This is a genomic window from Streptosporangium sandarakinum, from assembly GCF_050942225.1.
Classification (GTDB): domain Bacteria; phylum Actinomycetota; class Actinomycetes; order Streptosporangiales; family Streptosporangiaceae; genus Streptosporangium; species Streptosporangium nondiastaticum.
Map to the genome: position 1 here is coordinate 3,916,255 of NZ_CP192034.1, position 26,574 is coordinate 3,942,828.

At 71.8% G+C, this 26,574-nt stretch carries 24 protein-coding genes; 13 read left to right on the forward strand and 11 right to left on the reverse strand.

From position 1 onward, the window contains the following. Positions 1-6 precede the first annotated feature (6 nt). Positions 7-783, forward strand: coding sequence for a glucose 1-dehydrogenase (locus ACQP10_RS18115; RefSeq protein WP_346021556.1), 777 nt, complete (start codon positions 7-9; stop codon positions 781-783). 1 nt (position 784) lies between these two features. Here ACQP10_RS18115 and ACQP10_RS18120 read toward each other — a convergent pair whose 3' ends face one another. After that, positions 785-2,254, reverse strand: a complete 1,470-nt coding sequence (locus tag ACQP10_RS18120; RefSeq protein WP_433541774.1) for an alpha/beta fold hydrolase — start codon at positions 2,252-2,254, stop codon at positions 785-787. Between the two features lie 172 nt (positions 2,255-2,426). On the opposite strand from ACQP10_RS18120, the gene ACQP10_RS18125 reads away from it, so the two are divergent. Together ACQP10_RS18125 and ACQP10_RS18130 are read left to right on the forward strand one after the other, a co-directional pair. Continuing rightward, positions 2,427-3,689: a sensor domain-containing protein gene (locus ACQP10_RS18125; RefSeq protein ID WP_433541775.1), complete on the forward strand. Its 1,263-nt coding sequence runs from the start codon at positions 2,427-2,429 to the stop codon at positions 3,687-3,689. Positions 3,690-3,704: 15 nt separating this feature from the next. After that, positions 3,705-4,349, forward strand: a complete 645-nt coding sequence (locus tag ACQP10_RS18130; RefSeq protein WP_346021553.1) for a response regulator transcription factor — start codon at positions 3,705-3,707, stop codon at positions 4,347-4,349. 310 nt (positions 4,350-4,659) lie between these two features. Here the strand turns inward: ACQP10_RS18130 and ACQP10_RS18135 are convergent, their stop codons facing one another. Continuing rightward, positions 4,660-5,055: a RidA family protein gene (locus tag ACQP10_RS18135; RefSeq protein ID WP_346021749.1), complete on the reverse strand. Its 396-nt coding sequence runs from the start codon at positions 5,053-5,055 to the stop codon at positions 4,660-4,662. 132 nt (positions 5,056-5,187) lie between these two features. On the opposite strand from ACQP10_RS18135, the gene ACQP10_RS18140 reads away from it, so the two are divergent. The 5 genes from ACQP10_RS18140 (at position 5,188) to ACQP10_RS18160 (ending at position 8,780) form a co-directional block, all read left to right on the forward strand. After that, positions 5,188-6,156, forward strand: a complete 969-nt coding sequence (locus ACQP10_RS18140; protein ID WP_346021552.1) for a helix-turn-helix transcriptional regulator — start codon at positions 5,188-5,190, stop codon at positions 6,154-6,156. Positions 6,157-6,285: 129 nt separating this feature from the next. Continuing rightward, positions 6,286-7,128, forward strand: coding sequence for a helix-turn-helix domain-containing protein (locus ACQP10_RS18145; protein WP_346021551.1), 843 nt, complete (start codon positions 6,286-6,288; stop codon positions 7,126-7,128). A 73-nt stretch (positions 7,129-7,201) separates the two neighbouring features. Continuing rightward, the gene (locus ACQP10_RS18150) at positions 7,202-7,813 is read left to right on the forward strand and encodes a dihydrofolate reductase family protein (protein ID WP_346021550.1); all 612 of its coding nucleotides are present in this window, start codon (positions 7,202-7,204) and stop codon (positions 7,811-7,813) included. A 177-nt stretch (positions 7,814-7,990) separates the two neighbouring features. Beyond that, positions 7,991-8,359 (forward strand): nuclear transport factor 2 family protein, encoded by a 369-nt coding sequence (locus tag ACQP10_RS18155; protein ID WP_343965530.1) that lies wholly within the window; start codon positions 7,991-7,993, stop codon positions 8,357-8,359. 55 nt (positions 8,360-8,414) lie between these two features. After that, positions 8,415-8,780, forward strand: coding sequence for a DUF1330 domain-containing protein (locus ACQP10_RS18160; RefSeq protein ID WP_433541776.1), 366 nt, complete (start codon positions 8,415-8,417; stop codon positions 8,778-8,780). On the opposite strand, the gene ACQP10_RS18165 is transcribed toward ACQP10_RS18160, so the two are convergent. The 3 genes from ACQP10_RS18165 to ACQP10_RS18175 form a co-directional block, all read right to left on the reverse strand. Beyond that, positions 8,770-9,069 carry an anti-sigma factor gene (locus ACQP10_RS18165; protein ID WP_346021548.1) on the reverse strand — a complete coding sequence of 100 codons (300 nt, stop codon included), beginning with the start codon at positions 9,067-9,069 and terminating at the stop codon, positions 8,770-8,772. The genes ACQP10_RS18160 and ACQP10_RS18165 overlap by 11 nt on opposite strands. A gap of 49 nt (positions 9,070-9,118) precedes the next feature. Beyond that, a complete protein-coding gene (locus ACQP10_RS18170; protein ID WP_433541777.1) occupies positions 9,119-11,857 on the reverse strand; it encodes an AAA family ATPase in 2,739 nt (912 codons plus the stop codon). A gap of 248 nt (positions 11,858-12,105) precedes the next feature. Further along, complete coding sequence (locus ACQP10_RS18175; RefSeq protein ID WP_433541778.1) at positions 12,106-14,223, reverse strand: hypothetical protein; 2,118 nt, start codon at positions 14,221-14,223, stop codon at positions 12,106-12,108. Between the two features lie 275 nt (positions 14,224-14,498). Here ACQP10_RS18175 and ACQP10_RS18180 point away from each other — a divergent pair, with 275 nt between their 5' ends. From ACQP10_RS18180 to ACQP10_RS18190, 3 genes are all read left to right on the forward strand, one after another. Then, the gene (locus tag ACQP10_RS18180) at positions 14,499-15,146 is read left to right on the forward strand and encodes a DUF998 domain-containing protein (protein WP_399500740.1); all 648 of its coding nucleotides are present in this window, start codon (positions 14,499-14,501) and stop codon (positions 15,144-15,146) included. 34 nt (positions 15,147-15,180) lie between these two features. Beyond that, positions 15,181-15,345, forward strand: coding sequence for a hypothetical protein (locus tag ACQP10_RS18185; protein WP_346021544.1), 165 nt, complete (start codon positions 15,181-15,183; stop codon positions 15,343-15,345). Between the two features lie 68 nt (positions 15,346-15,413). Further along, positions 15,414-16,655 (forward strand): RNA polymerase sigma factor, encoded by a 1,242-nt coding sequence (locus ACQP10_RS18190; protein WP_346021543.1) that lies wholly within the window; start codon positions 15,414-15,416, stop codon positions 16,653-16,655. A 175-nt stretch (positions 16,656-16,830) separates the two neighbouring features. On the opposite strand, the gene ACQP10_RS18195 is transcribed toward ACQP10_RS18190, so the two are convergent. The 6 genes from ACQP10_RS18195 to ACQP10_RS18220 form a co-directional block, all read right to left on the reverse strand. Further along, positions 16,831-17,562, reverse strand: coding sequence for an HAD family hydrolase (locus ACQP10_RS18195; RefSeq protein ID WP_399500741.1), 732 nt, complete (start codon positions 17,560-17,562; stop codon positions 16,831-16,833). Between the two features lie 436 nt (positions 17,563-17,998). After that, a complete protein-coding gene (locus ACQP10_RS18200; protein ID WP_433541779.1) occupies positions 17,999-19,192 on the reverse strand; it encodes a cytochrome P450 family protein in 1,194 nt (397 codons plus the stop codon). A 210-nt stretch (positions 19,193-19,402) separates the two neighbouring features. Beyond that, positions 19,403-20,029 (reverse strand): TetR/AcrR family transcriptional regulator, encoded by a 627-nt coding sequence (locus tag ACQP10_RS18205; RefSeq protein WP_433541780.1) that lies wholly within the window; start codon positions 20,027-20,029, stop codon positions 19,403-19,405. Between the two features lie 227 nt (positions 20,030-20,256). Then, positions 20,257-21,486 carry a cation:proton antiporter gene (locus tag ACQP10_RS18210; protein WP_390001964.1) on the reverse strand — a complete coding sequence of 410 codons (1,230 nt, stop codon included), beginning with the start codon at positions 21,484-21,486 and terminating at the stop codon, positions 20,257-20,259. Between the two features lie 424 nt (positions 21,487-21,910). Continuing rightward, positions 21,911-22,378 carry a peroxiredoxin family protein gene (locus tag ACQP10_RS18215; RefSeq protein ID WP_346021538.1) on the reverse strand — a complete coding sequence of 156 codons (468 nt, stop codon included), beginning with the start codon at positions 22,376-22,378 and terminating at the stop codon, positions 21,911-21,913. Positions 22,379-22,426: 48 nt separating this feature from the next. Beyond that, positions 22,427-23,002 (reverse strand): RNA polymerase sigma factor, encoded by a 576-nt coding sequence (locus ACQP10_RS18220; protein WP_346021537.1) that lies wholly within the window; start codon positions 23,000-23,002, stop codon positions 22,427-22,429. 1,525 nt (positions 23,003-24,527) lie between these two features. Between ACQP10_RS18220 and ACQP10_RS18225 the strand changes: the two genes are divergently transcribed. After that, entirely contained in the window at positions 24,528-24,770 is a 243-nt protein-coding gene (locus ACQP10_RS18225; protein WP_433541781.1) for a hypothetical protein, read from the forward strand. 4 nt (positions 24,771-24,774) lie between these two features. Continuing rightward, positions 24,775-26,574 (forward strand): DEAD/DEAH box helicase, encoded by a 1,800-nt coding sequence (locus tag ACQP10_RS18230; protein WP_346021535.1) that lies wholly within the window; start codon positions 24,775-24,777, stop codon positions 26,572-26,574.

Consider the following 26,574-nt stretch of genomic DNA (forward strand, 5'->3'; position numbering starts at 1 on the left):
TCGGTGGTGACGAAGCAACCGATGATCGTGGGGGTCCCGATGACACCGCTGAAGGGCAGGGTCGCCGTCGTCACCGGAGGGTCGCGGGGCATCGGCCGGGCCGTGGTGGAGCGCCTCGCCCGGGACGGCGCGGAGGTCGTGTTCAACTACGCCAGCAGCGCCGACGCCGCCGCCGAGGTCGAGCGGGCGGTGGCGGAGGCGGGCGGCGCCGCCCGCGGCGTCCGGCTGGACCTCGCCGAGCCGGACGCCGCCGAACGCCTGATGGAGACCGCCGCGAAGGAGTTCGGCGGCCTGGACATCCTGGTCAACAACGCCACGCTGAGCTTCACCCCGACCCCCATCGCCGAGACCACGGACGAGCTGTTCGACCGGGCCATGGCCGTCAACGTCAGGTCGGCGTTCCTGACCATCCGGTACGCGGCCCGGCGGATGCGCGACGGCGGGCGCATCGTCAACGTCTCCACCCTCAACACCGTGCGTCCCGCCCCGGGCCTGGCCCTCTACATCGCCGGCAAGGGCGCTCTGGAGCAGCTGACCGCCGCGGCGGCGCAGGAGCTCGGCAGGCGCGGCATCACCGTGAACACCGTCTCCCCCGGCGCCACCGACACCGACCTGCTGCGGGCCACCAACTCCGCCGAGAACCTCGAGATGGCCGCCAGGATCACCCCGCTCGGCCGGCTCGGGCAGCCGTCCGACGTGGCCGACGTGATCGCGTTCCTCACGGGCCCGGACGGCCGCTGGGTCACCGGCCAGAACATCCGCGCCACCGGCGGCCTGGGCTGAGTCACTCGGCCGGGCAGACCGTGCCCGGCGCGGGCGGCGTCAGGTCGGTCAGATACCGGGTGGCGTACCGGATCGGGCACTTCTTCCCCGACAGGTACAGGACGTGACCGGGCCCGTCGTAGGCGACGGTGACCGACCCCGGCACCAGCCGGGTGAAGCTCTCGGTCCACGCGTAGTCGCCCCACGTGCTGCCGGCCCCCAGGAACGGCGGCAGGCCGCGCACCGGCAGCGGGCGGGACGGGTTGGCCACCGGCAGCGGCCACCCGGCGCAGCCCAGCGCGTCGAACCCGGCCCCTCCGAAGTCCGGCGAGACCTTCCGCGCCTTCCGGCGGAACGCCTGGAACTCGGTGTACCCGGCGTATCCCCGATCGTCCCCGCAGGTCATCGCCAGTATTCCCGGCATGGTCCAGACCTGCGCGTTGCCCAGGGCGAAGTCGGCGAAGCCGGATCCGTCCCCGCGCCGGGCCCTGTCCACCGCCTCGGCGAAGGCCAGCCAGCGGGAGTTCCCCGGTCCGGGGTCGGTGGCGAAGCCGAAGCTCCTCAGGTGCCATCCGGTCAGCTCGCCCTTCCCGAACTGCGCGGAGGTTACCGGGATCGGCCTGCGGTCGGCGTCGCGGACGAGGCGGCGCCAGACCTTCCCGGCGTCCTGCCCGTGCAGCGCGCAGGTGGAGGTGGTCGCGCACCAGCGGGTGAACCCGGCGAACACCTTCTCGATGACGGGGAGGGCCCGCAGCGCCTGGTCGGGCCAGCCGTTCACCTGGTTGATCGTGCCGTCGAGGTACATGGCCCGGATGCGCCGCGGGAACAGCCGGGCGTAGGCGGCGGCGGGGACCCCGCCGTAGGAGTTGGCCATGAAGCTCAGCCGCTCCTCCCCCAGGGCCTCGCGGACCGCCTCCATGTCCCTGGCCGCCGACAGGGAGTCCAGGTGGCCGAACAATCCGGTGCGGTCCGCGTCCCGGCACGCCTTGAACGCCCGGGTCATCGCCGTGGTCAGCGCGGCGTACTCCTTGCGGTCGCGGGGCTCGCGCAGCGTCGCCCCGGGCTGCCTGCAGACCGGGGGCATCCGGTCGCGCCATACGGTGGTCCGGGGGTCGTAGGCGACGAGGTCGAACCTGCGCCGCAGGTCGGTGAGGTCGATGGCGGCGCGCTTCAGGTCGTCGATCCCCTTCGCGCCCGGACCGCCGGGGATGCCCAGGACGCCGCCGATCCGGTGCCGGGGCTCGGTGGCCGCCAACCGGGCCAGCTTCAGTGTGATCTTCGGCCCGTCCGGCCGGGACCAGTCCACCGGCACCTCGATCGCGGCGCACCGCATGTCCGCGGGCGCGTCCTTCCCGGCGCAGTCGCCCCACACCGGCCGGTCGTCCCGGGCGGCCGACGCCGCCGGGGTCGTCCCCGCCAGCGCCGCCGCCGTCATGCCGATGACCAGCCATCCGGTTCTGCCGAGGGAATGTCGTCGCTTCGTCGTCGTCATGACTCCACCGTGGCCGGGCCGGGCGGGCGCCCGCCACGGGGATGTCCTCCGTACCGGGTTCGGGATGTCCCCCGGGTGCCGTCCGGCTGGGCCCGCGCCCGCGCGTCCGCCAGGCTTTACGACGACACCGCCGGAAAAGAGCCGTCGGCGGCGCCGCGGGGTGAGGAGGGGCATGGAGAGCCAGGCGGGAAACGGGCCACGGCGCGCGGCGGGCGCGGCCCCGGTGTGGGCGCGGGCGTGGCGCGAGCTCATCTACGCGCTGGTGACGCCGCTGATGGCCGTGATCGGCCTGGTCTGCACCGTCGTGGTGGCGCTGAGCGTCGTCTCGGCGGCCGGTGTCGTCGGCCTGCCGCTGCTGGCGCTGGGCGTCCCGGCGGCCAGGGGTCTCGGCGCGGCCAACCGGCGGCTGGCGCGCGCGCTGGCCGGGGTGCGGGTGGCCGATCCCGCCCCGTTCCGGTCCCGGCCGGGCCTGGCGGGCCGGATCGTGGCGGCGCTCGGCGACCTGACGGGGTGGCGCGCCGTCATCCACGGCCTGGTCCGGCTGCCGGCGGCCGTCCTGGCCTTCACCGTCGCCGCCGGGCTGTGGGGAGGCGGCCTGGTCCTGCTCGGCTGCCCCCTGTGGTGCCGCTCCGCCGCCCTACCGGTCCTTTCCTCGTACGGCTGGCCGGGCGCGGTGCCGGCGAGCGCCGCCGGGGCGGTGCTGCTGCTGGCGGCGCCGTGGGGCGTCCACCTCGCGCTGGCCCCCGAACGGCTGCTCGCCCGGACGCTGCTGGGGCCGGCTCCAGGCGAGGCCAGAACCCTGAGGCTGGAACGGGCCCGGGCGATGGCGGTGGACGGCGCGGCCGCCGAGCTGCGCCGGATCGAACGCGACCTGCACGACGGAACGGCCGCGCGGCTGGTCACGCTGGCCATGAGGCTGGGCATGGCCCTGGAGGAGCTGGAGCACGCCGACCGGCCGGAGCGGCCGGCCCGCGCCCGCACCCTCGTCGAGGACGCGCACCGCGACGCCAAGGAGACCCTGGCCGAGCTGCGCGACCTGATCCGCGGCATCCATCCGCCCGCGCTCGGCGAAGGGCTGGAGACCGCCCTGGCCACGCTCGCCGCGCGCAGCCCGGTCCCCGTCCGGTTCGACGCCGACCTGCCGGAACGGCCCACCCCGGCGATCGAGGCCATCGCCTACTTCTGCGCCGCGGAGCTGCTCGTCAACGTGGCCAGGCACAGCGGCGCCCGCCGCGCCGTACTCGGCGTGCGGGCGTCGGACGGGCTGCTGACCCTGCTCGTGCGCGACGACGGCGCCGGCGGCGCGGCGATGAACGCCGGATCCGGACTGCGCGGCCTGGCCGGCCGGGTGGCGCCGGTGGACGGGACGATCGACGTCCACAGCCCGCCGGGAGGGCCTACGGTGGTCACCGTCGAGCTTCCCCTGCACGTCTGAACGGAGGACGAGCCGGTGCGCATCGTGATAGCCGAGGACGCCGCGGTGCTCAGGGACGGGCTGCGCATGCTGCTCACCTCCCGGGGTCACGAGGTGGCGGCGGCCGTGGGCGACGGTGAGGCGCTGGAGGCGGCCGTGGCCGAGCACCGGCCCGACGTCGCCGTGGTGGACGTGCGCATGCCGCCCTCCCACACCGACGAGGGACTGCGGGCCGCGCTCCGGATCCGCCGCGCCCATCCGGGTCTGGGCGTGCTGGTGTTCTCCCAGTACATCGAAACGCGCTACGCCGCGCGGCTGCTCGCCGACGGCGCCCACGGGGTGGGCTACCTGCTGAAGGAGCGCGTCGCCGACGTCGGGGACTTCATGTCCGCCCTCGACCGGATCGCGGCCGGGCAGACCGTCCTCGACCCCGAGGTCGTCACCCAGATCATGGGCGCCGGCCACCGCGCCGAGGCGCTGGCCGCGCTCACCCCCCGGGAGCGCGAGGTGCTCTCCCTCATGGCCGAGGGGCGTTCCAACAACGCCATCGCCGCCGCGCTGTTCCTGTCGTACGGCTCGGTGGAGAAGCACGTGGCGCAGATCTTCACGAAGCTCGGCCTGTCCCCGTCCGACGGCGACCACCGCCGGGTGCTGGCGGTCCTGCGCTATCTCCAGGGCTGATTGTGTTCATTGCGACGCTGCGCGTCGCGGCTCGGGGCTCTTGGTCCGGTGCCTTCCCTCGCTGTGTTCATTGCGACGCTGCGCGTCGCGGCTCGGGGGCTGGAGCCCGGTGCCTTCCCTCGTCACTCCGTCGCTTCGCTCCTGCGTTCCTCAGTCCAGACACCGGCGCCCCCTCGCTGCGTTCATGGCGACGCTGCGCGTCGCGGCTCGGGGGCTGAAGCCCGGTGCCTTCCCTCGTCGTTCACTCGCTGCGCTCGCTCCCTCCTCGGTCCAGACACCGGCGCCCCCTCGCGGGCTCAGGCCGGCCGCGTCACGCGACGGCGGTCCCCTCGAGCTCGACCATCAGGCTGGGGATCGCCAGCCGTGTCACCCCGAGCATCGTGGTGGACGGTGCCACCCCGGCGGCGCCCAACCTCGACGCCAGCACGCCGTAGTGCTCGAAGAGCCGATCGACGTCTGTGGTGTAGACGTTGAGCCTGACGAGGTTCGCGAGGGACATGTCGGCCTCGCCGAGCACGGCCTCCAGGTTGTCGAGGCTCAGCGCCAGCTGCGCCGCCATGTCACCGGCATGCTGGGGCCTGCCGTCGCCGCCCATCGCGGTCTGCCCGGCGCAGTACAGGGTCCGGGTGTGCTCGGAGACGATCTCACCCTGGTTGTACCCCAGCTCCACCGACCACGCCCACGGGTTGACCGCCGTTCGCTCCATCTCCACATCAGCTCCATTCGATTCCTCATCACATGCGGCGACCGGCTCGGTCGCCGCCGTCTTTCGATCGCGTTGATGAGCCTCCCAGCGAATCACGACATCCTGTGTCGTATATTTCGGTAAATTCCTTATATGCGCGCCGACCGGCTGGTCTCCCTGGTGTTGCTGCTGCGGCAGCACGGCCGGCTGTCCGCGGCCACGCTGGCCCGCGAACTGGAGGTGTCCACCCGCACGGTGCTGCGCGACATCGAGGCGCTGTCCGCGGCCGGCGTCCCGGTCTACGCCGAACGCGGCCGGCACGGCGGGTTCGCATTGCTGCCCGGTTTCCGGACCGAACTCACCGGACTGAACCCCGACGAGGCCCTTGCCCTGCTGGTCGCCGGATCGCGGCGCGGCGCGCAGGCGTTCGGCCTCGGCTCGGCGCTCGCTTCGGCGATGCTCAAGGTGGTCGACGCGCTGCCCGAGAGCTATCGGGACACCGCGGCCGGCGCGGCCGAGCGACTGCTCGTCGACCCGGAGACCGACCTGCTCTCGCGCCGGCTGGCCGCCGAGGAGGTGCCTGACGCCGTGGCGGCCGAGGTCCTGCGCGCGGTGTTCGCCGGACACCGGCTGCGGATCCACTACGCGGCTGTGGACCGGACCCCGAAGTGGCGCACGGTGGACCCGATAGGCCTGGTCACCATACGTGACCGGGGCTACCTGCTGGCCATGAGATCCGGCGAGGACCGCACCTACCGGTTGTCCCGGATCCTGTCCGCCGAGGAACTCGCCGAACCCGCACGGCGACCGGACCGGGTCGATCTGGAGCGGGCCTGGCAGGAGCGCAGCACCCGGTTCCGGGCCGGCGGCGACCAGGTCACCGTGCTGGTGCGGATGGACCCGGCGCGGCGGGAGGACCTGGTGGGCACCGCGCTGGCCGTCCTCGCCGAGGAATCCGACACCGACGGCCGGCTGCGGCTGGAGGTGACCTTCCAGGATCCGAGACACGCCGAATGGGCGCTGTGGCAGCTCGGCACGAACGCGGAGGCCCTGGCCCCACAGTGGTTGCGCGACTCCCTGCGCGACCGCGCAGCCGCGGTCGCCGCCCGCTACGGAATGTGATCCTGAGAGCCGTCGCCTTCCGCGGGCCGCCCATCCCCTTCCCGCGGCGGCCCTCGACGCGGCGGGAGACGGGCCGGCGCGCGCCGCCCGCCCCACTCCCGTCGCGCCCTCGTCGGCCACACTGCCTCCATGGAATACGTCGTCCGGGTGCCCGCTCCGCCGCTCGACCGGTTCATCGACGACATCTACTGCCTGACCGGGACGCCGCGCCACCGCCGGATGAACGTCCCGCCGATGCCGTCGGCGCACCTGTTCGTCAACCTGGGCGGACCCGTCCGCCTGTGGGACTCCGATCCTTCGGTGCCGCCGGCGGTGTTCACCGATGCGTGGTTCATGGGTGTGTGGACCAGACGTTTCCTCTTCGAGTACCCCACACCGGTGCGGCTCGTCGGGGTGCACTTCAAGCCCTGGGGGATCTCGCCGTTCACCGGCATGCCGGCGACCGAGCTGCGGAACCGGTGGGTGCCGGTCGACGCCGTCTGGAGACGGTCCTCGGACCGGATCCGCGACCAGGTCGGTGACATCGCATCACCCACCGAGAGACTGCGGGTGTTGGAGGAGGAGCTGCGATCGCGACTCGCCGAGGCGCCATCGCGCGGTCTCAGCCTGGTCCAGCACACGGGCGGGCGTTTGGAGACCTCCCACGGCGGGATCCCGATCGGTGCGCTGACCGATGCCGCCGGGGTGAGCGGCAATCACCTGGCCATGCAGTTCAAGTCCCATGTCGGGGTCACCCCGAAGCGGGTGGCGCGGATCTACCGTTTCGCGCGGCTGATCGTGTCCGTGGACGCCCTGCGCCCGGTCGACTGGTCACGGCTCGCCCATGCGGCGGGGTACTTCGACCAGGCCCACTTCAGCAGGGAGTTCAAGGACTTCACCGGCCACACCCCGACGGATTACCTGGCCCTGCGCCGCCGGTTCCCCGCCGAGCGGGGGTTCCCACCGGACAGCGGCCCGATGCCCGCCGATTGATTTTTTACAAGCCCGCCCGCCCCCGAGAGCGGCAGGATCGGGGGCGGATACGCGAGGGACTCCGGGAGAACCTGTGGGCACAGTGATCATGCACAGTGTGGTGTCGGTGGACGGCTTCATCGCCGACGGGAACGATGACGTCGGACCGCTCCACGACTGGTATTTCAACGGTGACATCCCGATCACCGAAGGCGGCGACCGGCAGTACGACCATTCCGGAGCCGGAAGCCGCATCAAGGTCTCACGGGCCTCGGCAGAGTACATCCGGTCGACGTGGGAGACGATCGGCACGATCGTGATGGGCCGCCGGCTGTTCGACCTGGTGAACGGCTGGGAGGCGCGGCCGCCCGCGGGTGACCACGTGGTGGTGGTGTCCCACCGGCCCAAGCCCGAGGGCTGGCACCCCGAGGCGTCGTACCACTTCGTCGATGACGTGACGGCTGCGATCGACAAGGCCCGGGAACTCGCCGGGGAGCGGACCGTCGCGGTGAACGCCGGTGAGGCGGGCAGCCGGATCCTGGCGGCCGGCCTCGTGGACGAGGTGGCGATGGACGTGGTGCCGGTGGTGTTCGGGTCGGGCAAACGCTACTTCGGCGGCATCGACGGACGACATCTGCTGGAGGACCCCCACGTGGTCATCCAGGGCGAGGGGGTGCTGCACCTGAGGTTCAAAGTGCGCCGTTGAATCCGATGGGGCGCGAAAACGCCGGCGGGCCCCGGCACCGCGGTGGTGGCGGAGTTCAGCCGGCCCCGGACCGCCTTGCCTCACAGGGCGGAAGTACCTAAGCACGTCAGATTCCCCGTCGTTCCCGTCTGCGTAATTTGGTGGTCACAAGAGAGAACGACCACTGAGGAGACAGCCATGAGCGACATGAACGAGCTGGTCCAGCGCTACCTCGCCGCGTGGAACGAGACCGACGCCGCCGCGCGGCAGGCCGTGCTGGCGGAGGTCTTCGCCGAGGACGCGGTGTACACCGACCCGCTGGTCTCCGTCAGGGGCAGGGACGGGCTCGACGCCACCATCGCGGCGGTCCAGGGGCAGTTCGGCGGGCTGGTCTTCAGCCTCGGCGGCGCCGTGGACGCCCACCACGACATCGCGCGCTTCACCTGGCACCTGGGACCTGAGGGCGCCGAGCCGATCGTCATCGGCTTCGACGTCGCGGTGATCGGTGACGACGGGCGGATCAGCCAGGTGCTCGGCTTCCTCGACAAGGTGCCGGCCGGAGCCTGAACGGCTCGGGGAGACGGCCGGGCCGTACCGCTCATCCAGGAACAGAGGAGGAACCATGACCGCCTATGTCATCGCTCACCTGCAGGACGCCGCTCCGCACCCGGAGATCGCCGAGTACATCGAGCGCCTGCCCGGGACCTTCGAGCCGTACGGCGGCCGCTACCTCGTGCACTTCACGCAACACGAGGTGAAGGAGGGCAGCTGGCCCGGGAGCGTCGTGATGCTCGGCTTCCCCGGGATCGCCGAGGCGCGGGCCTGGTGGGACTCACCCGCGTACCGGGAGATCGCACCGCTGCGCTCGCGGCACATCGAGGGCGACCTCATTCTGGTGGAAGGCGTCCCCGAGGGCTACGACCCGGCCGCCGCCGTGAAGGCGATACGAGATGCCTGCCTGCCGAGTAGCGGCCAGGTCAAGCGGTGACGTCGTAGTTGAAGCCGAAGACGCGCACACCGGTCTCGGTACGGGGCCGGTGGCTCGTCCTGGGGCCGAAGGCGACGTAGGTGCCCGGTCCGTGGGTGCGGTCGCCCTCGATGAGCTCACCGCTCACGACGAAGTACGCCTCGCCGTAGGTCTCATGGACGTCGAGGCCCGGCCATTCGGCGCCCGGAGCGAGGTCGATCACCCACGGCCTGATCCCCGGCATGCCCGGGAGCATCCGCACGTGGACGCCGGGGCCCAGCTCGATCGGCGTGACCTCATCGACGTCCACGGGGAGAATCCGCCCAGGTGGAACCTGCTCCATCATCGATGACAGGATCTCACAGCCCCAGTTGATCGGCGAAATCCCTGAGCTCGCTCCGGGATGCGACGCCGAGCTTGGGATAGGCCTTGTAGAGGTGGTAGCCGACCGTCCGGTGGCTGAGGAAGAGCTGCGCCGCGATGTCGCGGTTGGACAGGCCCTGCGCGGCGAGCCTGGCGATCTGCAGTTCCTGCGGAGTGAGGCCGGCCGCCACGCCTTCGGCGGGCCTGGGGCCCTGGTCCTGGGCGCCGGTCGCGGTGAGCTCGCCGCGGGCGCGTTCGGCCCACGGCCGCATGCCGAGCCGGTCGAAGACCTCCAGGGCCTCGTTCAGCGGTCCGCGCGCCTCGGCCTTCCGCCGGGCCCTGCGCAGCCATTCGCCGTAGAGCAACGCGGTCCTGGCGTACTCCAGCGCGCGGCCGTCCTGGTCGTGCAGTTCGAGGGCCGCCGTGTAGAACTCCTCGGCCCGGTCGTCGGCGGCGAGCAGCCCACGGCAGCGCATCACGAGCGCGTCGGCCCACGGCTGCCTGACCGACGCGGCCCACCGCTCGAAGCGCGCCAGAGGCTCGGCGGCGCGTTCCTGCGCCCCCACTCGTACGGCCGACTCCACCAGGTCGGGAGTGGAACGGATGGCGCAGATGTGATGGCGCATCGGCTCACGGGTCAGGCGCTCGAAGCGGGCGAGCGCCGCCTCGGCGCGGCCGAGGCCGAGGTCCAGCAGGCCGAGCGACCAGTGCGCCCACGGCGCACCTGGGGAGATGGTTCCGGCGGTGGCCCCCGCCAGTCCCTCATCGGCGTTGCGCCGGCAGGCGGCCTCCTCTCCCCTGGCCGCGGCGAGGTAGGCGAGCACGCTGCTGAACTGGCTGACCCACTGCTGCTGTCCGGTGTCGTGGGCGAGCCTCAGCGCCTCGGTCGCCGTGGTGAGCGCGTCCAGGTGCCGTCCGGTGAACACCTCGCCCTCGACCACGAAGAACAGCACCGTCGGCAGCCGCCCGGCGCCGCCCCTGGCGCGGTGCCCGGCGGCGAGCGAGGTCGCCAGCTCGTAGGCGTCGGCGTCCTGGCCCAGCGCGAGTGCCGCGCCGCAGAGGATCATCAACACCTGGTCGGGGGTACGGCCCCGCCGCCGCACCGCCGCGAGGGTGTCGCCCAGCGGCGGCGGGTTGTCGGACCGGTTCCGGTCGAGGTGGACGAGGTAGGGTCCCACCGGCGCGAGGGGATCCGCGTCGTCCAACGGCAGCGCGATCAGCCGTTCCAGCGTTTCCGCAAGCTGCTGCTCCCCCAGGTACCAGGAGGTGTGCACGGCCTGGATCAGCAGCACGGCGGCCTGGCCTGGATCGGTGTCGCGGATGAGCCCGGCGCCGTCGAGCAGCAACCGGTGGGCGGTGGAGTAGGAGCCCTGCCAGAAGTCCGCGAGCGCGCGCACGTGCGCGAGCCGCGCGTTCACCGCCGGGACCCCGTTCAACCGACGGGCCGCGCGGCCGCCGAGGGCTCTGGCCCGCTCCAGATCGCCGGCCTCCAGTGCCGCCTCCGCCGCCAGGGCCTCGCGGTGAGCCCTGGCGCCGGGCTCGGCGCTCAGGCGGGCGGCCCGTTCGTATGCCGCGGCTGCCGCCTCGTGGCCGCTGCGTTCGCGGGAGCGGGCGGCGGTGCGTTCCAGCGCGGCGGCGGCCTCCTCGTCGACACCGGTGGCGGCGGCCGCCAGATGCCAGGCCCGGCGGTCCGCGTGCTCGGGCGAGTCGAGGGCGGCGGCGAGCGCGCGGTGGGCGGCGAGGCGTTGCCCGAGCGGCGCTCGCTGGTAGACGGCGGCGCGGATCAGCGGATGGCGGAAGCGAATCGTGGTGCCGTCAGCGTCGCCGCGGACCACCAGGCCGGCCCGCTCGGCGGGAGACAGGTCCTCGACGGCCGCTCCCAGCGCGGCGGCGGCACGCAGGATCACGGTGAGCTCGCCGGTCTCGTCGGCCGCCGCCACCAGGAGCAGACTCTGGCAGGCCTCGGACATCCGGCTGACCTGGCCGTGGAAGGCCAGTTGCAGGCGGCCGGTGAGGGGAAGCGCCCCCGGTGAGAACGCGCTGCCGCCTTCGGCGGCCAGGGCGACCGGCAGCTCCAGCAGAGCCAGCGGGTTGCCGCCTGCCTCGGCGAGCAGGCGGTAGCGCACGGCGGGCGCGAGTGGATGCCGGTCGAGCAGGGCCGCGGCCGCCTCAGGGGCCAGCCCGGACAGGCGTGACTCGGGAAGGCCCGGGGCGGGGAAGGATCCCTCGCCGTCCCTGGCTGCGAAGATCATGACCACGCCCTCGGCGTGCAGGCGCCGGGCGGCGAACAGGAGCGCGTCCCGCGACGCCCGGTCGAGCCACTGCGCGTCGTCGACGAGGCAGAGCAGCCCCGTCTCGTTCGCGTGTTCCGCCAGTAGGGAGAGCACCGCCAGTCCCACCAGCATCGGCTCTGAGCCGGCCGCCGGCCCGAGCCCGAACGCCGCCTCCAGAGCCTCGCGCTGCGGGCCGGGCAGCGCGTCGAGGGATCCGAGGGCCGGGCGCAGCAACAACTGCAGTCCCGAGAACGGCAACTCCGCCTCGAACTCGACCCCCGCGCCGCGCATCAGTCGCATGCCACCGGCCGCCGCGGCGGCGTGGTCGAGCAACGCCGTCTTGCCGATGCCCGGTTCGCCGCGCAGTACCAGCGACGAGCTGGTGCCCGCCCGGGCTCCTGCCAGCAGTTCGGCGATCGTGTCCTCTTCGGCCTTTCGCCCGTGCAGTTCCCCCGCGCCCATGACCCCATCCTGGCATTCGTCCGGGACTGTCCCGTACAGGCGGGAAAGGGTGAGGCGGGCCGGTCGTGAGGAAGGCTCGGGAGCTGAATATGCCAGTAGGCCCATGGGGCCCACCTGGAATTGAACCAGGAGAGAAGGAAGCCCTCGAATGGCCTCACGACCGGCGTGCGAGGAAGGCGGGAGAACTGGAGTTTTCACTAAAAGGTGAGAGAAGGAAGCCCTCCCATGGCCTCGCGGCCCCAACCGTATCAGGCGGGAATCAGCTCGTGCAGCGTCCCGGGCGTGTACACCCGCGATCCCGGCGGCGGATCGGCCGGCGTCTCCAGCCCGATGTAGGTGGTGTGATCGGCCGCCGAACCCCTGGCCCGCAGCAGGTCGGCGAGATACCGGACCCGCAGGTGGTCACGCTCCACGATCGAGCGCGCCAGTAGCGAGGTGGTGACCCGGTTGCCCTCGACCTGGTTGAAGCGCGGGAACCCCTTCAGGTAGAGGTGCAGCCACTTCACCCGCCACCGGCCGTCGTCTTCGCGCAGCAGGACGAACGGCAGGGCGACCCGGCCCGACCCGCGCAGGTCGGACTTCATCCGCACGGTCCGCGGCTCGAACGGCCTGCCCTCCTGGGCGGCGTCCCTGGTCATGTAGCCGAAGAACGCCTCGGCGGCCTCGTCGAACGGCTCCCCGCCGTAGATGTTCACCTGGGGGATGATGATCGGCCGGGTCGCCTCGGCCAGCCGGATGTCGATGAACTCCGACGCGCCGTCGGGCGCCTCGACCAGGTCGCCGGAGTAGGTGGCGAAGCCGGTGCCGTAGTTCGTCCACGAGATGTGCTCGGGGTCGCCGTAGGAGGCGTCGAGCATGAGCGCCGATAGGTCGTAGTCGGTGCGCCGCGCGGCCTGCCGCCAGTGGACGAAGAACCGGAACAGCTCGCCGTCCACCGCCGACAGCGAGCCGCGGGGCAGCACGCCGATCCCGGGTGCGACGGCCTTGCCGGACAGCGGCAGGGCGACGTCGAGCACGTCGGGGTCGACGATCAGCTCGCCGGGGTCGGGGAGGCGGCGGATGATCTCCTCGTCCAGGACGGCGAGCGCCCGCGTCAGGAACTCCCGCGCCAGCGGCGGGCGGGAGTCGGGCGTCGTCCACGCCCTGCCGTACCGGTTGGTGAAGACGCGGCCCGCGGCGGGGGCGAGCCGGTTCTGCAGGTGCTCGCGCAGGGACAGCAGCACGCGGCCGGAGGCGCCCGCCGCGGCCTTCTCCGCGGCGTCCAGCACGGCCGGCGCGGAGCCGGTGCGCAGCAGGTGGTCCAGGCGGCGCAGCAGCGCGCCGGGCGCGTTCCCCAGCAGCTCGACGGCCTCGGCGGTACGGCCCGCCGAAAGGGCGGCCTCGACGCGGCCGTCGAGGCTCACCACTCGGCGCTCGCCCCTGGCCGCCTCGAAGACGCGGGCGGCGCGCTTCAGGTGCGGGTACTCGTGGGGGTGCAGCCGCTCGCCGAGCCGCTTCCATCGCTCCCGGTGGCGCGGCACGTCGCCGAGCGCGGCCGGGGAGGCGACGGCGTCCAGGGCTTCGAGCAGGGCCCGCCGCTCGGCTCGGCGGAACGAGCGGAACCGGGTGGGTACGGCCAGCGTGACGTCGCCCCCGGAGCAGCCGCAGGCGAGCCGCAGCACGTCGGTCACCGTGTCGACGAGCAGCGGCCGTCCGGCGGTCAGCCGTGCCTCGTTGACGACGGCGCGGTTCTCCCGCACCGGGATGCGCTCCGGCTGCTCCGGCCGGTCGGCGCAGAACGCGGCCAGGGCGCGCAACGCCGCCAGGTCCTCGGCGGCCAGCGGCGTCTCCGCGCCCGCCAGCGACAGGTAGAGCCCGGCCGCCTCCGCCTCCAGGCTCCCGCCGAGCTCCAGCACGGTCACCCGGTCGGCGGCCAGCGGGAGCAGTTCGGCGTGCGCGGCCAGCAGGTCGGCGTAGGAGTGCCGGTAGCGGCCGTAGCCCGGCAGGGTCAGCAGGTCGAGCACCGGCGGCCGGACGCGGTCGGCGGCGACCGGGTCGAGCAGCGCCTCCCGCATCAGTCCGGCCCAGAACTCCAGGGTGTCCGGCACGTTCGCGGGGAAGTCGATGAAGTAGGCGTTGTGCCGTACGTGGTCGCCCACCAGCTCCCGGACGGCGGCCAGGACCCGCACGCCCAGATCCACCACGGTCTCGCCGGGCAGCTCCGCCAGGCGGCCGAGCAGGGCCGGCGAGCACGTGAAGCCGACGCTCAGCAGCGCGGCGTCGAGCTGGCGGGCGGCCGTCTCCCCCCAGCCCGGTACGGCGCCGGCGGGAGCGTCGACGGGGACCCGCAGCCGCCTGGTGATGACGAGCCTTTCAAGATTGTCCACGGCCGCACCCTATGCCGGGGAAAGCTGGCTTTTCCTGGATTTTCCGGTGCCCGGCGACCGTCCAGGTGCCGGCCGGACGGTTCAGGGCCTTCGGGCCGGCGCCCGGGCGTCGCGTCCCGTCCTCCTCGTGTGTCCTGGTGAGTGCTCGCCGGCACCCCGGAGGCGGCCCGCGAGCCTCGATACGCCTCCGGTGTGCTTCAGATCACATCGGGATCGTGTCGAGATGCCGGATTCCACCCCGAGGTAGCGGCAGGAATCCCACCAAGGAGGAAACCATGGCCACCACCGTGACCACCGCCGGCGTTCCCGGCGTCCGCCGCTCATCCCACCGCCTGCTGCTCGCCGGCGCCCTGGCCGGGCCGGTCTTCTTCACCTCGGCGATCGTCCAGATGCTCACCCGCGAGGGCTTCGACATCACCCGTCATCCGATCAGCCAGCTCGCCACCGGCGACCTTGGCTGGATACAGATCACCACGTTCGTGCTCGCCGGCGTGGGCGGCGTGGCGCTGGCCACCGGCATCGGGCGCACCGTCACCGAGGGGGTCGGCCGGCGGGCGCTGCCCATCCTCGTCGGGATCTTCGGCGCCGGGATGATCGCCGCCGGCCTGTTCACCATGGACCCGGAGAAAGGGTTCCCCGCCGGAACCCCCGACGGGCCGGTGGCCCAGATGTCCTGGCACGGCATCGCGCACTCGGCCGTGGCCGCCGTCTCCTTCACCTCGCTGGCCATCGCCGCCATCGTGCTGGCCGTCCGATGCGCCCGCCGCCGAGCCGCGCCGCCGGCCATCGCCGGCGGCGCCGCCGGGCTCGTCCTGCTGCTGCCCATGTCGCCGGAGCACATGAGCATCCAGATCGCCGTCAACGGCCTGGTCGCCTTCACCTGGACGACCGTCGTCGCACTGCGGCTGCGCCGTTCCGCCTAAGCTGGCCCGAGCACGACCACGAAAAGGAACAGCGGTGAAGTACCCGCCGCCCGGCTGCACCCCGGCCGTCGTCTGGGACGCCGCGACCGCTGACACCCCTTCCGGGGAGGCGTCGGCGATGTTCGCCGCCTGCCGGAAGTCCGAGCGGGAGCCGATCGCCATCGGCGAGCCGGCCGGCGGCGAGGACCTCACCGCGTGACCGACCAGGCCGGGCGGCGCCCGGCGCGGGCGGGAGACCGTCGTCACCGGGAGAAAGGCGCACCTGGCATGAACACCGACATCGAGCATCTGTTACGCGTCGAGGCGCCACAGGTGCTCGGTGCGCTGGTGCGGCGCTTCGGCCGCTTCGAGGTCGCCGAGGACGCGGTGCAGGAGGCACTGCTGGCCGCGAGCCGCACCTGGCCGGCCGAGGGCGTGCCGGACAACCCGCGTAGCTGGCTGATCCGCATCGGCTACCGGCGGATGGTCGATCTGCTCCGCGCCGACCAGGCCCGGCGCCGGCGTGAGCAGGAGGCCGGCGCCGCCGAACTGGCCATGCAGGAACCGGCCCGCCGGGCGGACCCCGCGCAGGAGACCGACGACAGCCTCGCCCTGCTGCTGCTCTGCTGCCACCCCGCGCTGAGCACCACCTCCCAGGTGGCGCTCACGCTGCGCGCGGTGGGCGGCCTGACGACCGCCGAGATCGCGCACGCCTACGGGATGACCGAGAACACCATGGGTACCCGGATCAGCCGCGCCAAGCAGCAGCTGGCCCGCGCCGGCGCCCGCTTCACCCCGCCGACCGACGCCGATCGGGACAGCCGGGTGACCGCCGTGACGCAGGTGCTCTACCTGATCTTCAACGAGGGCTACACGGCCTCCGCCGGCGACCTGCTCGCCCGCGTCGACCTGACCAGCGAGGCCATCCGGCTGACCCGCATGCTCCACCGGTCCCTGCCCGCCGACGCCGAGGTCACCGGCCTGCTCGCGCTGATGCTGCTCACCGAGGCACGCCGTCCCGCCCGCACCGGCGGCCACGACGAACTGGTGCCCCTGGACGAGCAGGACCGGACGCGCTGGGACGCCGAGCTCATCCGCGAGGGCACCGAGCTGATCGACGGCGTCTGGAACCGCGGCGAGGCCGGCCCCTACCGGTTGCAGGCGGCGATCGCGGCCGTGCACGCCGCGGCCACCGCGCCGGAGCAGACCGACTGGCCGCAGATCGCGGCGCTCTATCTGTGGCTCGAACGGCTCAACCCCACCCCACCGGTACGGCTGAGCCGGGTGGTGGCGGTGGCCAAGGCGTACGGGCCGGCCCGAGGGCTGGCCCTGCTCGACGACCTCAACCGCCGCTTCCAGCTCGACCAGGACCCGCTGATCCGGCAACGCGAACGCGCGGTGCGCGCGCACCTGCTGCGGATGACCGGTGACGCGGAGGACGCGGCGAGGCTGTATCGTGAGGCGGCTTCCCTGACCGGCAACCAGATCGAGCGGCGGTACCTGCTCGACCAGGCCGACCGCCTCGGCTGAGGACGCGGCCGCGGTGGGCGAAGGCGCCGCCCCACGGATCATCAAGACCGATTCCCCTCGGGACCATCGGGAACGGATCCGCCGACTCCACCAGGCCGGGAGAGGCGTCTCCGAGGCCATCGGGGAGAAGACCGGACTCCCCGCCCTCCGACCACGCCGAGGTCCGAAGGGCCGGTCAGGCGTTCGGACCTGGCAGGTGGCCGGGAAGGTCGGTGAGGCGTTCGATGCGGAGTACCGTCTCGTCCGCCGCCGGCGATGGTCCACCGGTGACGAAGTCGATGCCGCGGTCCAGCCAGATGCCGGTGAGTCCGGCGAGGGCGGCCGCGTTCACGTCGCTTTCCAGCATGTCGCCCACGTTGACCGCCTGCCCGGGGTCCGTCCGCATCCACCGGCAGGCGGTGGCGTAGGCGACGGGCTTGGCCGCACCGAGCTCGGTCGGGGTCAGGACGGCTTCGAAGTACTCCAGGAGGCCGAAGCGGGCGAGCTTGGCGCGCTGCTGCGCGGGGTCCCCGTTGGTGAGAACGGCCAGACGCGGTCCCCGGGGAAGCCGTCTCAGGTTCTCCAGGCAGGGCTCGACGTCGGGGTAGCACCGCCAGGAATCCTCGAACGCGGTGAGGTAGCGCTCGGCGATCCAGGCGTCCAGGAGGCCGGGATCCTCAGGGACCGGTTCACCGAGCGCGGGCAGGAAGGAGCGGAGCCTGCGTCGATGGTGCTCGGCGAAGGAGCACTGACCGGCCAGGTACTCCCGCATGTGGCGTCCCTCCAGCGTCCACCACAACGTCACCAGCTCCTCCGGTGAGACCGTCGCGTTCGGCGCGGCCCGGACGATCTGGCCGATCGCCTCCCAGACCGCGCTTCGGTGATCGACCAGGGTGCCGTCCAGATCGAAGAAGACCACATCCGCCATGGGATGATCATCCCGTGGCGCTCGTCCCTGACGCCAGACAGGTCGCGCAGCACCTTGGCGCCCGATCCGGTGGACCACGCCATCTGAAGGCCGGCCACCAGGGCGTCGAGCCGGAACTGCGGGTTCTGATCACGCGTCGAGACTCGCGCGTACACCCAGACGGTCATCGACCATCGTCTCGTGGGCAGGGCCGACCCCGCCGTCTCCTGGGCATCATGACGCCGGCCACCCTGTTCGCGATGATGATCTCCGGAAGGGCCGGGTTGCGCGCCCGGATGTGGGCCCAGGCCGAGACCAAGTCCCCGCGACTGAGCGGCCTGCGCCGGGTGATCGGCAACGTGGTGGCGTTCACGTTGGCGTTTGAGGCGCTGACCGCCGTCGCGCTCGCGGCCCGGTTCGCGTTCGGCTACGGCGAGCCGCCCGCGTATCCGGGGTCTCATGGTCGTCCACAGGTGCGGACCGGCAACGAGGTGAGCGCGCGCTTCATGCCCGGCTGCCAGGTGATCTCAGCCGACGGCACGGCGAGGGCGAGCCGGGGGAAGCGCTCCAGCAGGGAGCGCAGCGCGATCTGGGTCTCGGCGCGGGCCAGGGCGGCGCCGAGGCAGTAGTGGAGGCCGTGGCCGAAGCCCAGGTGCCCGTTGTCGGGCCGGGCCGGGTCGAGCAGGGCGGGGCCGTCGAAGCGGCGCGGGTCGCGGTTGGCCGCGGCGTACACCACCTGCACGGCCTCACCCGCCGGGATCACCGTGCCGCCGAGCTCGACCGGCTGGAGCGCGTAGCGCATGACGGCGATCTCGGCCGGGCCGGTACAGCGCAGGAACTCCTCCACCGCCGCCGGGATCCGCTGCGGGTCGGCGCGCAGGAAGGTGAGCAGGTCCGGGTGGGTGAGCAGCAGATGCACGCTCTGGCTGAGGAGGCCGACCGTGGTCTCGTGACCGGCGATCAGGATGCTGATGGACATCGCGATCAGCTCGTCGTCACCGAGCCGGTCGCCGTCGCCGTCGCGCACCGCGGTCAGGGCCGACAGCAGGTCCTCGCCGCCGCGCTCCCGTTTACGCTCGATCAGCTCGGCCATGTAGCCGACCAGGCCCCTTGCTCCTCCGGCGATCCGCTCCAGGTCGGGTGCGCTCAGGTCGGCGGCCCAGCCGCGCCAGACATCGAGGTCGGCCTCGGGGACACCGAGCAGCTCGCAGATGACCCGGATCGGCAGTGGGTAGGCGAAGTCCTCGATGAGGTCGCACTCCTCGGGCAGTCCCGCGAGCAGGTCGTCGACGATCTGCTCGATGCGGGGGCGCAGCCGTTCCACCCGCCGGGCGGTGAACTCCCGCGACACCAGCCGCCGCAGCCTCGTGTGGTCCGGTGGGTCGTAGGCGCCCAGCGTGCGCATCAGGTACGGGGCCACGTCCTCGGGCAGGCCTATCGCGCCGGCCACGTCGATCGCGGACTGCTTGGCCACGTCGCTGCTGAAGCGCGGGTCGGTCAGCACGGTCAGGCTCTCCGGGTAGCCGGTGACCAGCCAGATCTCCGTGCCGTCGAGGTAGTGGCCGCGGCTGACGGGCCCGTCCGCCGCCAGGGCGGACCAGAACGCGTCCCGGTCGCGGGCGGTGAACAGATCGGCGAAAGATGGGCTCATGGGGTCTCCAGAGTCGCTGCGGACTGTGCGGGGCCGTTCTCGGTGCGGACGCGCTCGCCGAGTGCTGCGGCGGCGCGGGTCATGGACGGGTCGGTGACGGCACGGCCGATGGCGGCGGCGAGCCCGTCGGCGGACAGGCGCCTCTGCGACCGGGGCGGGTGGCGTACGGCTGGACGCCTCCGCGCGTGCCGTGGGTGACGATGAGAGCCTTCATCGCGCTTCCCGCTCCCTTTCGACCGCGTCCCAGGCGGTCAGGACGCGCTCGTCGGCGAACACCCCGCGGGTGAAGATCTCGATGCCCGCGCGGGAGAAGCGCAGCGTCGCCCCCATGTCGTGCACATCGGACACACCCAGCGCCCGCGACAGGTGCTCGCCGAACGCCAGCGGCGCCAGCAGCCACGTCACGTACAGTGCGGCGCGGGCGCGCGGGTCCTCACTCGGCCGCACCCAGCCCTCACCGACCCCTTGGTCCAGCCAGCGTCCGGTCGCCTCAACGATCTCATCGAACAGCGCCGCCGCCTGCGGGGTGCCGTCCAGGAACGCCCGGCCCAGGTAGCGCCGGACCGCGGTGCCGGCCTCCAGCATCGCCGCCAGCCCGGCCGTATCGCCGAGGTCGGCCTCCGGGCCGCCGCGCACCAGCGAGATGACGTATTCGTCGCACGCCTTGCGCAGGCCCTCCTTGGTCGCGAAGTGGTGCAGCACCAGGGCGTGGGAGACGCCGGCGCGGGAGGCGACCGCCCGCAGGCTCACCCGGTTGACGCCTTCGGCGCCGAACAGTTCCAGCGCCGCGTTCCTGATCCGAGCCCGGGCGGTCAGATCCTCATCTGCTGATCGCATGGTCAGCATGCTAACCAAATGGTCAGTCTTCAGGGAAGACGTTCCCTGGTGCGGACCTCCAGCAGGACATGCCGCTACGAAAAGGCCGGGCAGCGCGTAGAGGCCTCCGGGCTCTACGCGCGGCTCACGTCGTCGACCGCGACGACGTCACCGCGGCGTTCGCTCACCGCGGTGGTCCGGACGGCGGGCACGGCTCCAGCGCGGTGCGCGATCCCGCGCCTCCGTGCTCATGGAGTGGGCTCCTGACGGACCCGGTCGCGCAGGCGGCGGGCGACGCCGTACCAGGCGGGCACGTCGCGCTCGTCGTCGAACCAGCGCGCCACGACGATGTCGGTGGAGGAGTGCAGCAGGATCGAGGCCACGATGGTGACCGCGATCAGCTGAAACTCCTGGCCGGCCGCGGCGATGCCCGAAGACAGCACGATCAGGCCGTACACCACGGAGGCGAACCCCTTGGGCCCGAACCACGCCACCGCGGCCTGCTCCCGCACCGACAGGCCGGAGCCCAGGAAAGAGACCCAGATGGCGATGGGCCGGGCCGCCACCAGCGCCAGGACGGCGAACAGCCAGCCGGTCCAGCCGACCGCGCCCAGCAGGGCCGGGGTGATGAGCGCGCCGAACACCAGCAGGGCGGCCAGCTTGAACAACTCGGCGATCAGCTCACCGAAGTGCTCGAACGCCTCGCGCTGCCGCTGCCCGAAGGTGGCGACCGTGATGCCGGCGGCGAAGGCGGCCAGGAACAGGTTGCCGTGGGTGGCCTTGCCCAGCGCCAGCACGAGCAGGCCGATCGCCAGCGCGTTGAGCGGCTCGTAGGCGGTGGAGGCGGAAAACCAGCGGGTCTGCTCCAGTTTGATGGCCAGCCACGGCACGGCCACGCCGATGATCAGACCCAGGGCGAGTTCGAGTCCCAGCTCGCCCAGATGCAGGTTGCGTGAGCCGGCGGCCAGAGCCAGGAAGACCATCACGAACGGCAGCGCCAGGCCGTCGTTGACGCCGGATTCGACGTTGAGCAGCTGGCGCAGCCGGGGCGGCACTTTCTCGTTGCCTACCAGGGCGGCGGCGAAGACCGGGTCGGTGGGGGCCAGGACCGCGCCGATCAGCAGGGACTCGATCCAGCCCAGGCCGATCAGGTAGTGCGCGATCAGCGCGGTGATCACCAGGGTGAGCGGCAGGCCCCAGCCGAGCGCGCGGCCGGGCAGCCGCCAGGCGCTGCGCAGGTCGGCCCAGCCGACCCGCATGCCGTCGGTGAACAGCACCGCGAACAGCGCCAGCTCGGCCAACGTGCCGACGACCTCGTCGCCGGCGGTGATCGACACCACGCCCAGGACGCCGTCGCCGAGCACGAACCCGGCGACCAGGAACAGCGCCGCCGTGGACAGGATCGTGCGATGGGCCAGGCTGGACAGCAGGACCGCCACCAGCAGCACGCCGGCGAAGGCCGGCAACAGGGCGTTCACTGATGACCCGGCCCGTACGGGCGGCGTCCGTTGACCGAACGCTTCGCCGATTGCCGTACCACGGCGCCTCCATCTGGACCGACGTCAAAGGACATTGCCGACCAGACTTCCCGGCGCACCGCGCTCTACCGTAACAGCAGGCATCCCGCGGAAAAGCGGACAGGTGCGGTGAACACCGGTCCGGCGGGTTCGGCATGATCAAACATGCGCGACAGCGGGGCACCGGCGGTCTTTCTCCGGCCGATATTCGCAGATGACCCACCGACATTGCCCGGCACGTGCCGGTGTGTACGCCTGACACGTCTCCACACGGCAAGATCGCGCCCTGGTCCACCGGCACCCGCAGGACGCCTTGGACCTGGTCTGCGACCTGTGTCGTCGGCATCGGCGCCTGAACGCCGAAAGATGTGGCTCCTCATGCAGATCACCCACGTGTGCGGAGGGCCTGGACGGCGGCGGTGATCGCCTTCCTGTCGTAGCCGCCGGTGGGCATGGTGGCGCCGTGAGCGTGGCGGACGATGCCCTGGGAGTCGATGAGGACGCTGCCTGACTGCTGCAGCGAGCCGAAGACCTTTCTGCCCAGGCCGATCATCTCGTGCGGGGTGCCGTGGCGGCCGGTGAGGACGGGGAACGGGATCTGACGCCTGGCCTTCCATTCGGCCGCCGCCCGGCGGTCCTCGGGAACCGCGACGAACACCCGGACGTTGTCGGCGGCGAGCTCGTCGCGGCGCCGGATGAGGTCCTGGACGTGCCGGTTGCAGACAGGGCACGACGTCGACCGCATGAAGTAGATGAGCACGGCGTGATCGTCCTGGTGGCCGGACAGGCGGACGGCCTGGCCGTCGGTGTCCTCCAGTACGACGTCAGGCGCGGGCGATCCGGTTTCAAGCATGGCGGAACTCCTCTTCAACTCGGGTTGTGGAAACATGGCCTGCTCAGGTCAGGCGCTGGTGGGTTCCTGGGTCGTGCGGCCGCCCGTGGCGCCGGTCTTTCCACCCAGGCCGAGCCGTACCGTGCTGCGTGCCCGGTGTAGCTGGGACTTCATCGCGGCGTTGCTCAGGCCGAGCCTCTCCGCGACCACCCGCCCCGGGTAGCCCAGGACGTCCCGCATGATCAGCACTCTGCGCTGAACGTCCGGCAGCTCCCTGATCGCCTGCGCGACGATCTCGGCTTCCAGACGCCGGATGACCTCCTCCTCGGCCGACGTCACCAGACCGGCGCCGGCCTCGTCATGGCGATCGACCAGCAGTCGCGCCCGGCGCAGGCACTCGTTCCGGACGATTCTGAACATCCACGATGCCAGTGCTCCGGTGGCGCGGAGCGAACCGATCTTCCGGTAGAGAATGATCAGCGCTTCCTGCGCGGCGTCCTCGGCGTCCTGCGGGGACGCACAAAGATGCTCCGCGAAGCGCCGCACATGAGAATGGGCGCCATGGACCACCGCGGTGATCGACTCTCGATCACCGGCCTGGGCGGCCTCGATGAGCCGTGTGCTCACCCAGCCGCGGTCAGCCACGTCCGCACCCTTGCCACCGGAACGAGGCCGTGAACAGTGCCTGCCTTACGGCCGGCATCACGACGTCACTCATCCGAATCCCCTTCCCAGCATGACCGTCATCCCATAAGAGGCTCCCGCACCGCGAAAGGATTCACCGTTTCAGGATCGATCTCGCTCGGCGCACCCCGAGCGGTACCCGGGGATCGAGGAACATCCGTGTCAGATCGTGCGCTAAGCGTTCTGGGTCCTCTTGGGTGGTTTGACCAGGCTGGGGCTCCAGCTGCGCCGCCTCACCCGTGGCGGCCCCGAGCACCCCACCTGCAAGGCCATCGAGGAACTCGGCAAGGCGGTCGAGAGCATCTTCGTCGTCAGGCCTTCTCGGGTTGGCTGGGAAGGGCGGCCCAGGAGGTGTGCTGCGCGCTCTTCCATGCCGTCAAGGACCCGCCGGGCCACCTGCGTCGCTTCCTCACCTGGGACCGGGGCACCGAGCTCGCCCAGCACGCCGCCCTCACCCTCCGGACCGACATGCCCGTCCATTTCGCCCACGCCCGTTCCCCCTTGGGAACGTGGGACCAGCGAAAACACCAACGGCCTCATCTGTGATCACCTGCCAGAATCGACGGAAATCCCAGGAGATCTACAACACCTTCGGGCCATGGCTGATTGGCTCAACGGCCGGTCCCGTGCTCCATTGGGATTCAAAACGCCAGGGGAAGTGTTCGCGGAGCTCCTTCTCCAAGAAGCCGAGCCACCCTCAAGGCCAATTCATTCCACCGATTGAGCTCGTCATCCTACTAGGCTTGAGACCACTCCGAACGCCCCTTCACCATTCTCGGTCTTACATAGCGAGAATGCGGTCGGCTCCGTCCCCCTGCCTCTCTATGCATACCCCGGCGACTTCTGTTCCGCCGACCCGGGCGAATTCCAATCCTCCCATTCAAAAATTCGCGGGGAAGAACGTCCGGCCTGTCGAACCGGCAGGCCGAAAGGACCGCTCGCATGGGGCCCGTCCTGGGTGCTCTGCCGCTCCCGGCGCCCCAGGACGGGCCCCGGGAGCGGCCGCACCGGCGCCGGCGCCCACCCCCTTCTTGTCCCCGGTGCGGTGCACGACGCGGGACACGGTGCCGGTGGCCATCCAGGAGCCAAGGCATCACCGGATCCTGGCCACGTACTCCTAGTTCTCAGCGGCCACCACCACGCGGGGCGGGACAGGGCGCGGAGCAGAGGCAGAGCACGGGGTGGGGCACGAAATTCACGCGAAGTCAAACAACGGGATCAGAAATTGACAGAGCGCTTGGCGGTATGCCCACGGGGGCGCACCGAGCCGCCGGTCCGCTCACATCTCCAAGAATTGACAGAACACTTGGCGGCATGCCCTCGGGGCCCTGGAAAATCGCCGACCGTTACCGGCCACCCGGGAATTGACACGCGCCCGATGGTTGTCTACGGTCCGCTCGTCAGCTTTTCCAGACCGCGTCCGAAGGTATTCATGACCACATCCATGTTGCCGAAGTCCAGGCAGCAGTTGATTCTTGTCGTTCTCATGGTGTGTTCACTGCTGATCTGGCTGGACAACACCGTCCTGAGTACCACCCTGGAGACCCTCGCGGACCCGGTCCGTGGGCTGAACGCCGGCCCGGCCGAGCTGCAGTGGGCCACCGGCTCGTACACGCCGGCCTTCGCCACCTCGATGTTCACCGCGGGTGCGCTGGGCGACCGCTTCGGCCACCGGGCCGGGGCCGAGGACCTGACCGCCCGCGAGGGCGACTACGCGGGCGCCCGCTGACGCCATGGGAACCAGGCAGAGACTCCCCGAGGCGCGGTCGGGCAGTCAGGCCACGTACCTGCCCGACCGGCACATGTTCGCCCTGTGGACCTGGGCCGACGGCGCCGTGGGGGCGGCCCCGCCGGTCGGTGACGTCCAGACCGTCCCCCTGGTCGTTCCGACACCGGACCCCGGCAGGCTCAAGGTGTCCGACGTCGACTGCGTGCTGATCGAGCCGGACCGGCTCGTGGCCGTGCCCCTCGACTCACCGGGCCGGTCGGTGGACGTCTGGCGGTCGTGGATCGCGGGCGGCGAGCCGGCTCTGCCGATCGCCGCGCACGCGGTCCCCGACGCCACGGGGGTCGCCGTCACGACAGCGGAACACGCGAGCGGCGTCTTCCGCCGCACCACCGCGGTGGGGGCCGAGATGCGCACGGCGCTCACCGCCAAGCTGCGCCCGTATCAGGTGCGCGGGGTGAGCTGGCTGCGCGAGACCGTCGAAACGCACGGCGGCGCGGTGCTGGCCGACGAGATGGGACTCGGCAAGACCTTGCAGACCATCGGCTGTGTCGCCGGACGGGCCGAGAAGGGGCCGCAACTGGTGGTCTGTCCCACGTCGTTGGTGGGGAACTGGGCACACGAGATCGGGCGGTTCGCACCCGGCCTGCGGGCCACGATCTGGCGCGGCGGGCCACTGCCCGCGGTGGACGGCGGCACGGTGGTGCTCACCGGCTACCCCACGCTGCGCACACACAGCCCGGCCCTGGCGGGGATCCAGTGGAGCACCGCGGCCTTCGACGAGGCGCAGGTCCTGAAGAACCCCCGTACGCAGGTGTCGAAGGCCGCGCGCACCATCGCGGCCGACGCGCGGATCGCCCTGACCGGAACGCCCGTCGAGAATCACCTCGACGAGCTGTGGGCCCTGCTCAACCTGGTCGCACCGCACCTGTTCGGGAACCGGACGCAGTTCCACCGTCGCTTCGTGCGGCCGATCGCGGACGGCTCCCCGGCCGCTTCCGCCCGGCTGCGCGGGGCCATCGAACCGGTCGTGCTGATGCGGAAGAAGTCCCAGGTCGCGGTGTCGCTCCCGCCCAAGATCCACGCCGATCTCATCTGCGACCTCACCGAGGAGCAGGAGAGGCTGTACGACCGGCTGCTGGAGCAGGTCATCGACGACGGCTTCGGCAGCGGCGCCCAGCGGCAGACCAGGGTGCTCGCGGTCCTGACCTCGCTCAAGCAGGTCTGCAACCATCCGGGCCTGATCACGGACGACCTCGGTGAGCTGTCGGGCAGGTCGGGAAAGCTCGACCTGTGCACCGACATCGTGGCCAGCAATCTGGAGAACGACTCTCCGACCCTCGTCTTCACCCAGTACCGGCAGACCGGTGAGCTGCTGGTCCGGCACTTCACCGAACAGTTCGGGGTGAGTACGCCGTTCTTCCACGGCGGCCTGAACCAGGAGCAACGGGCCGGCATCGTCCGCCGGTTCCAGTCCGATGACGGTCCGAAGGTGCTCGTCCTCAGCCTGAAGGCCGGGGGCACCGGGCTCACGCTCACGCGCGCGGCCGACGTCATCCACTTCGACCGGTGGTGGAACCCGGCCGTGGAGGCTCAGGCGTCCGACCGGGTCCACCGGATCGGTCAGACCCGCACGGTCACCGTCACCACCCTGACCACCGGGACCACTGTCGAGGAGCACATCGCGGCCATGCACGACCGCAAATCCGCACTGTCGGACATCACCGATATGTCCAGCGTCGCCGAGCTGACCCGCCTGGACGACGATCGTCTCATCGAGGTCCTGCGCCGGAAGCGAGTCAACTGA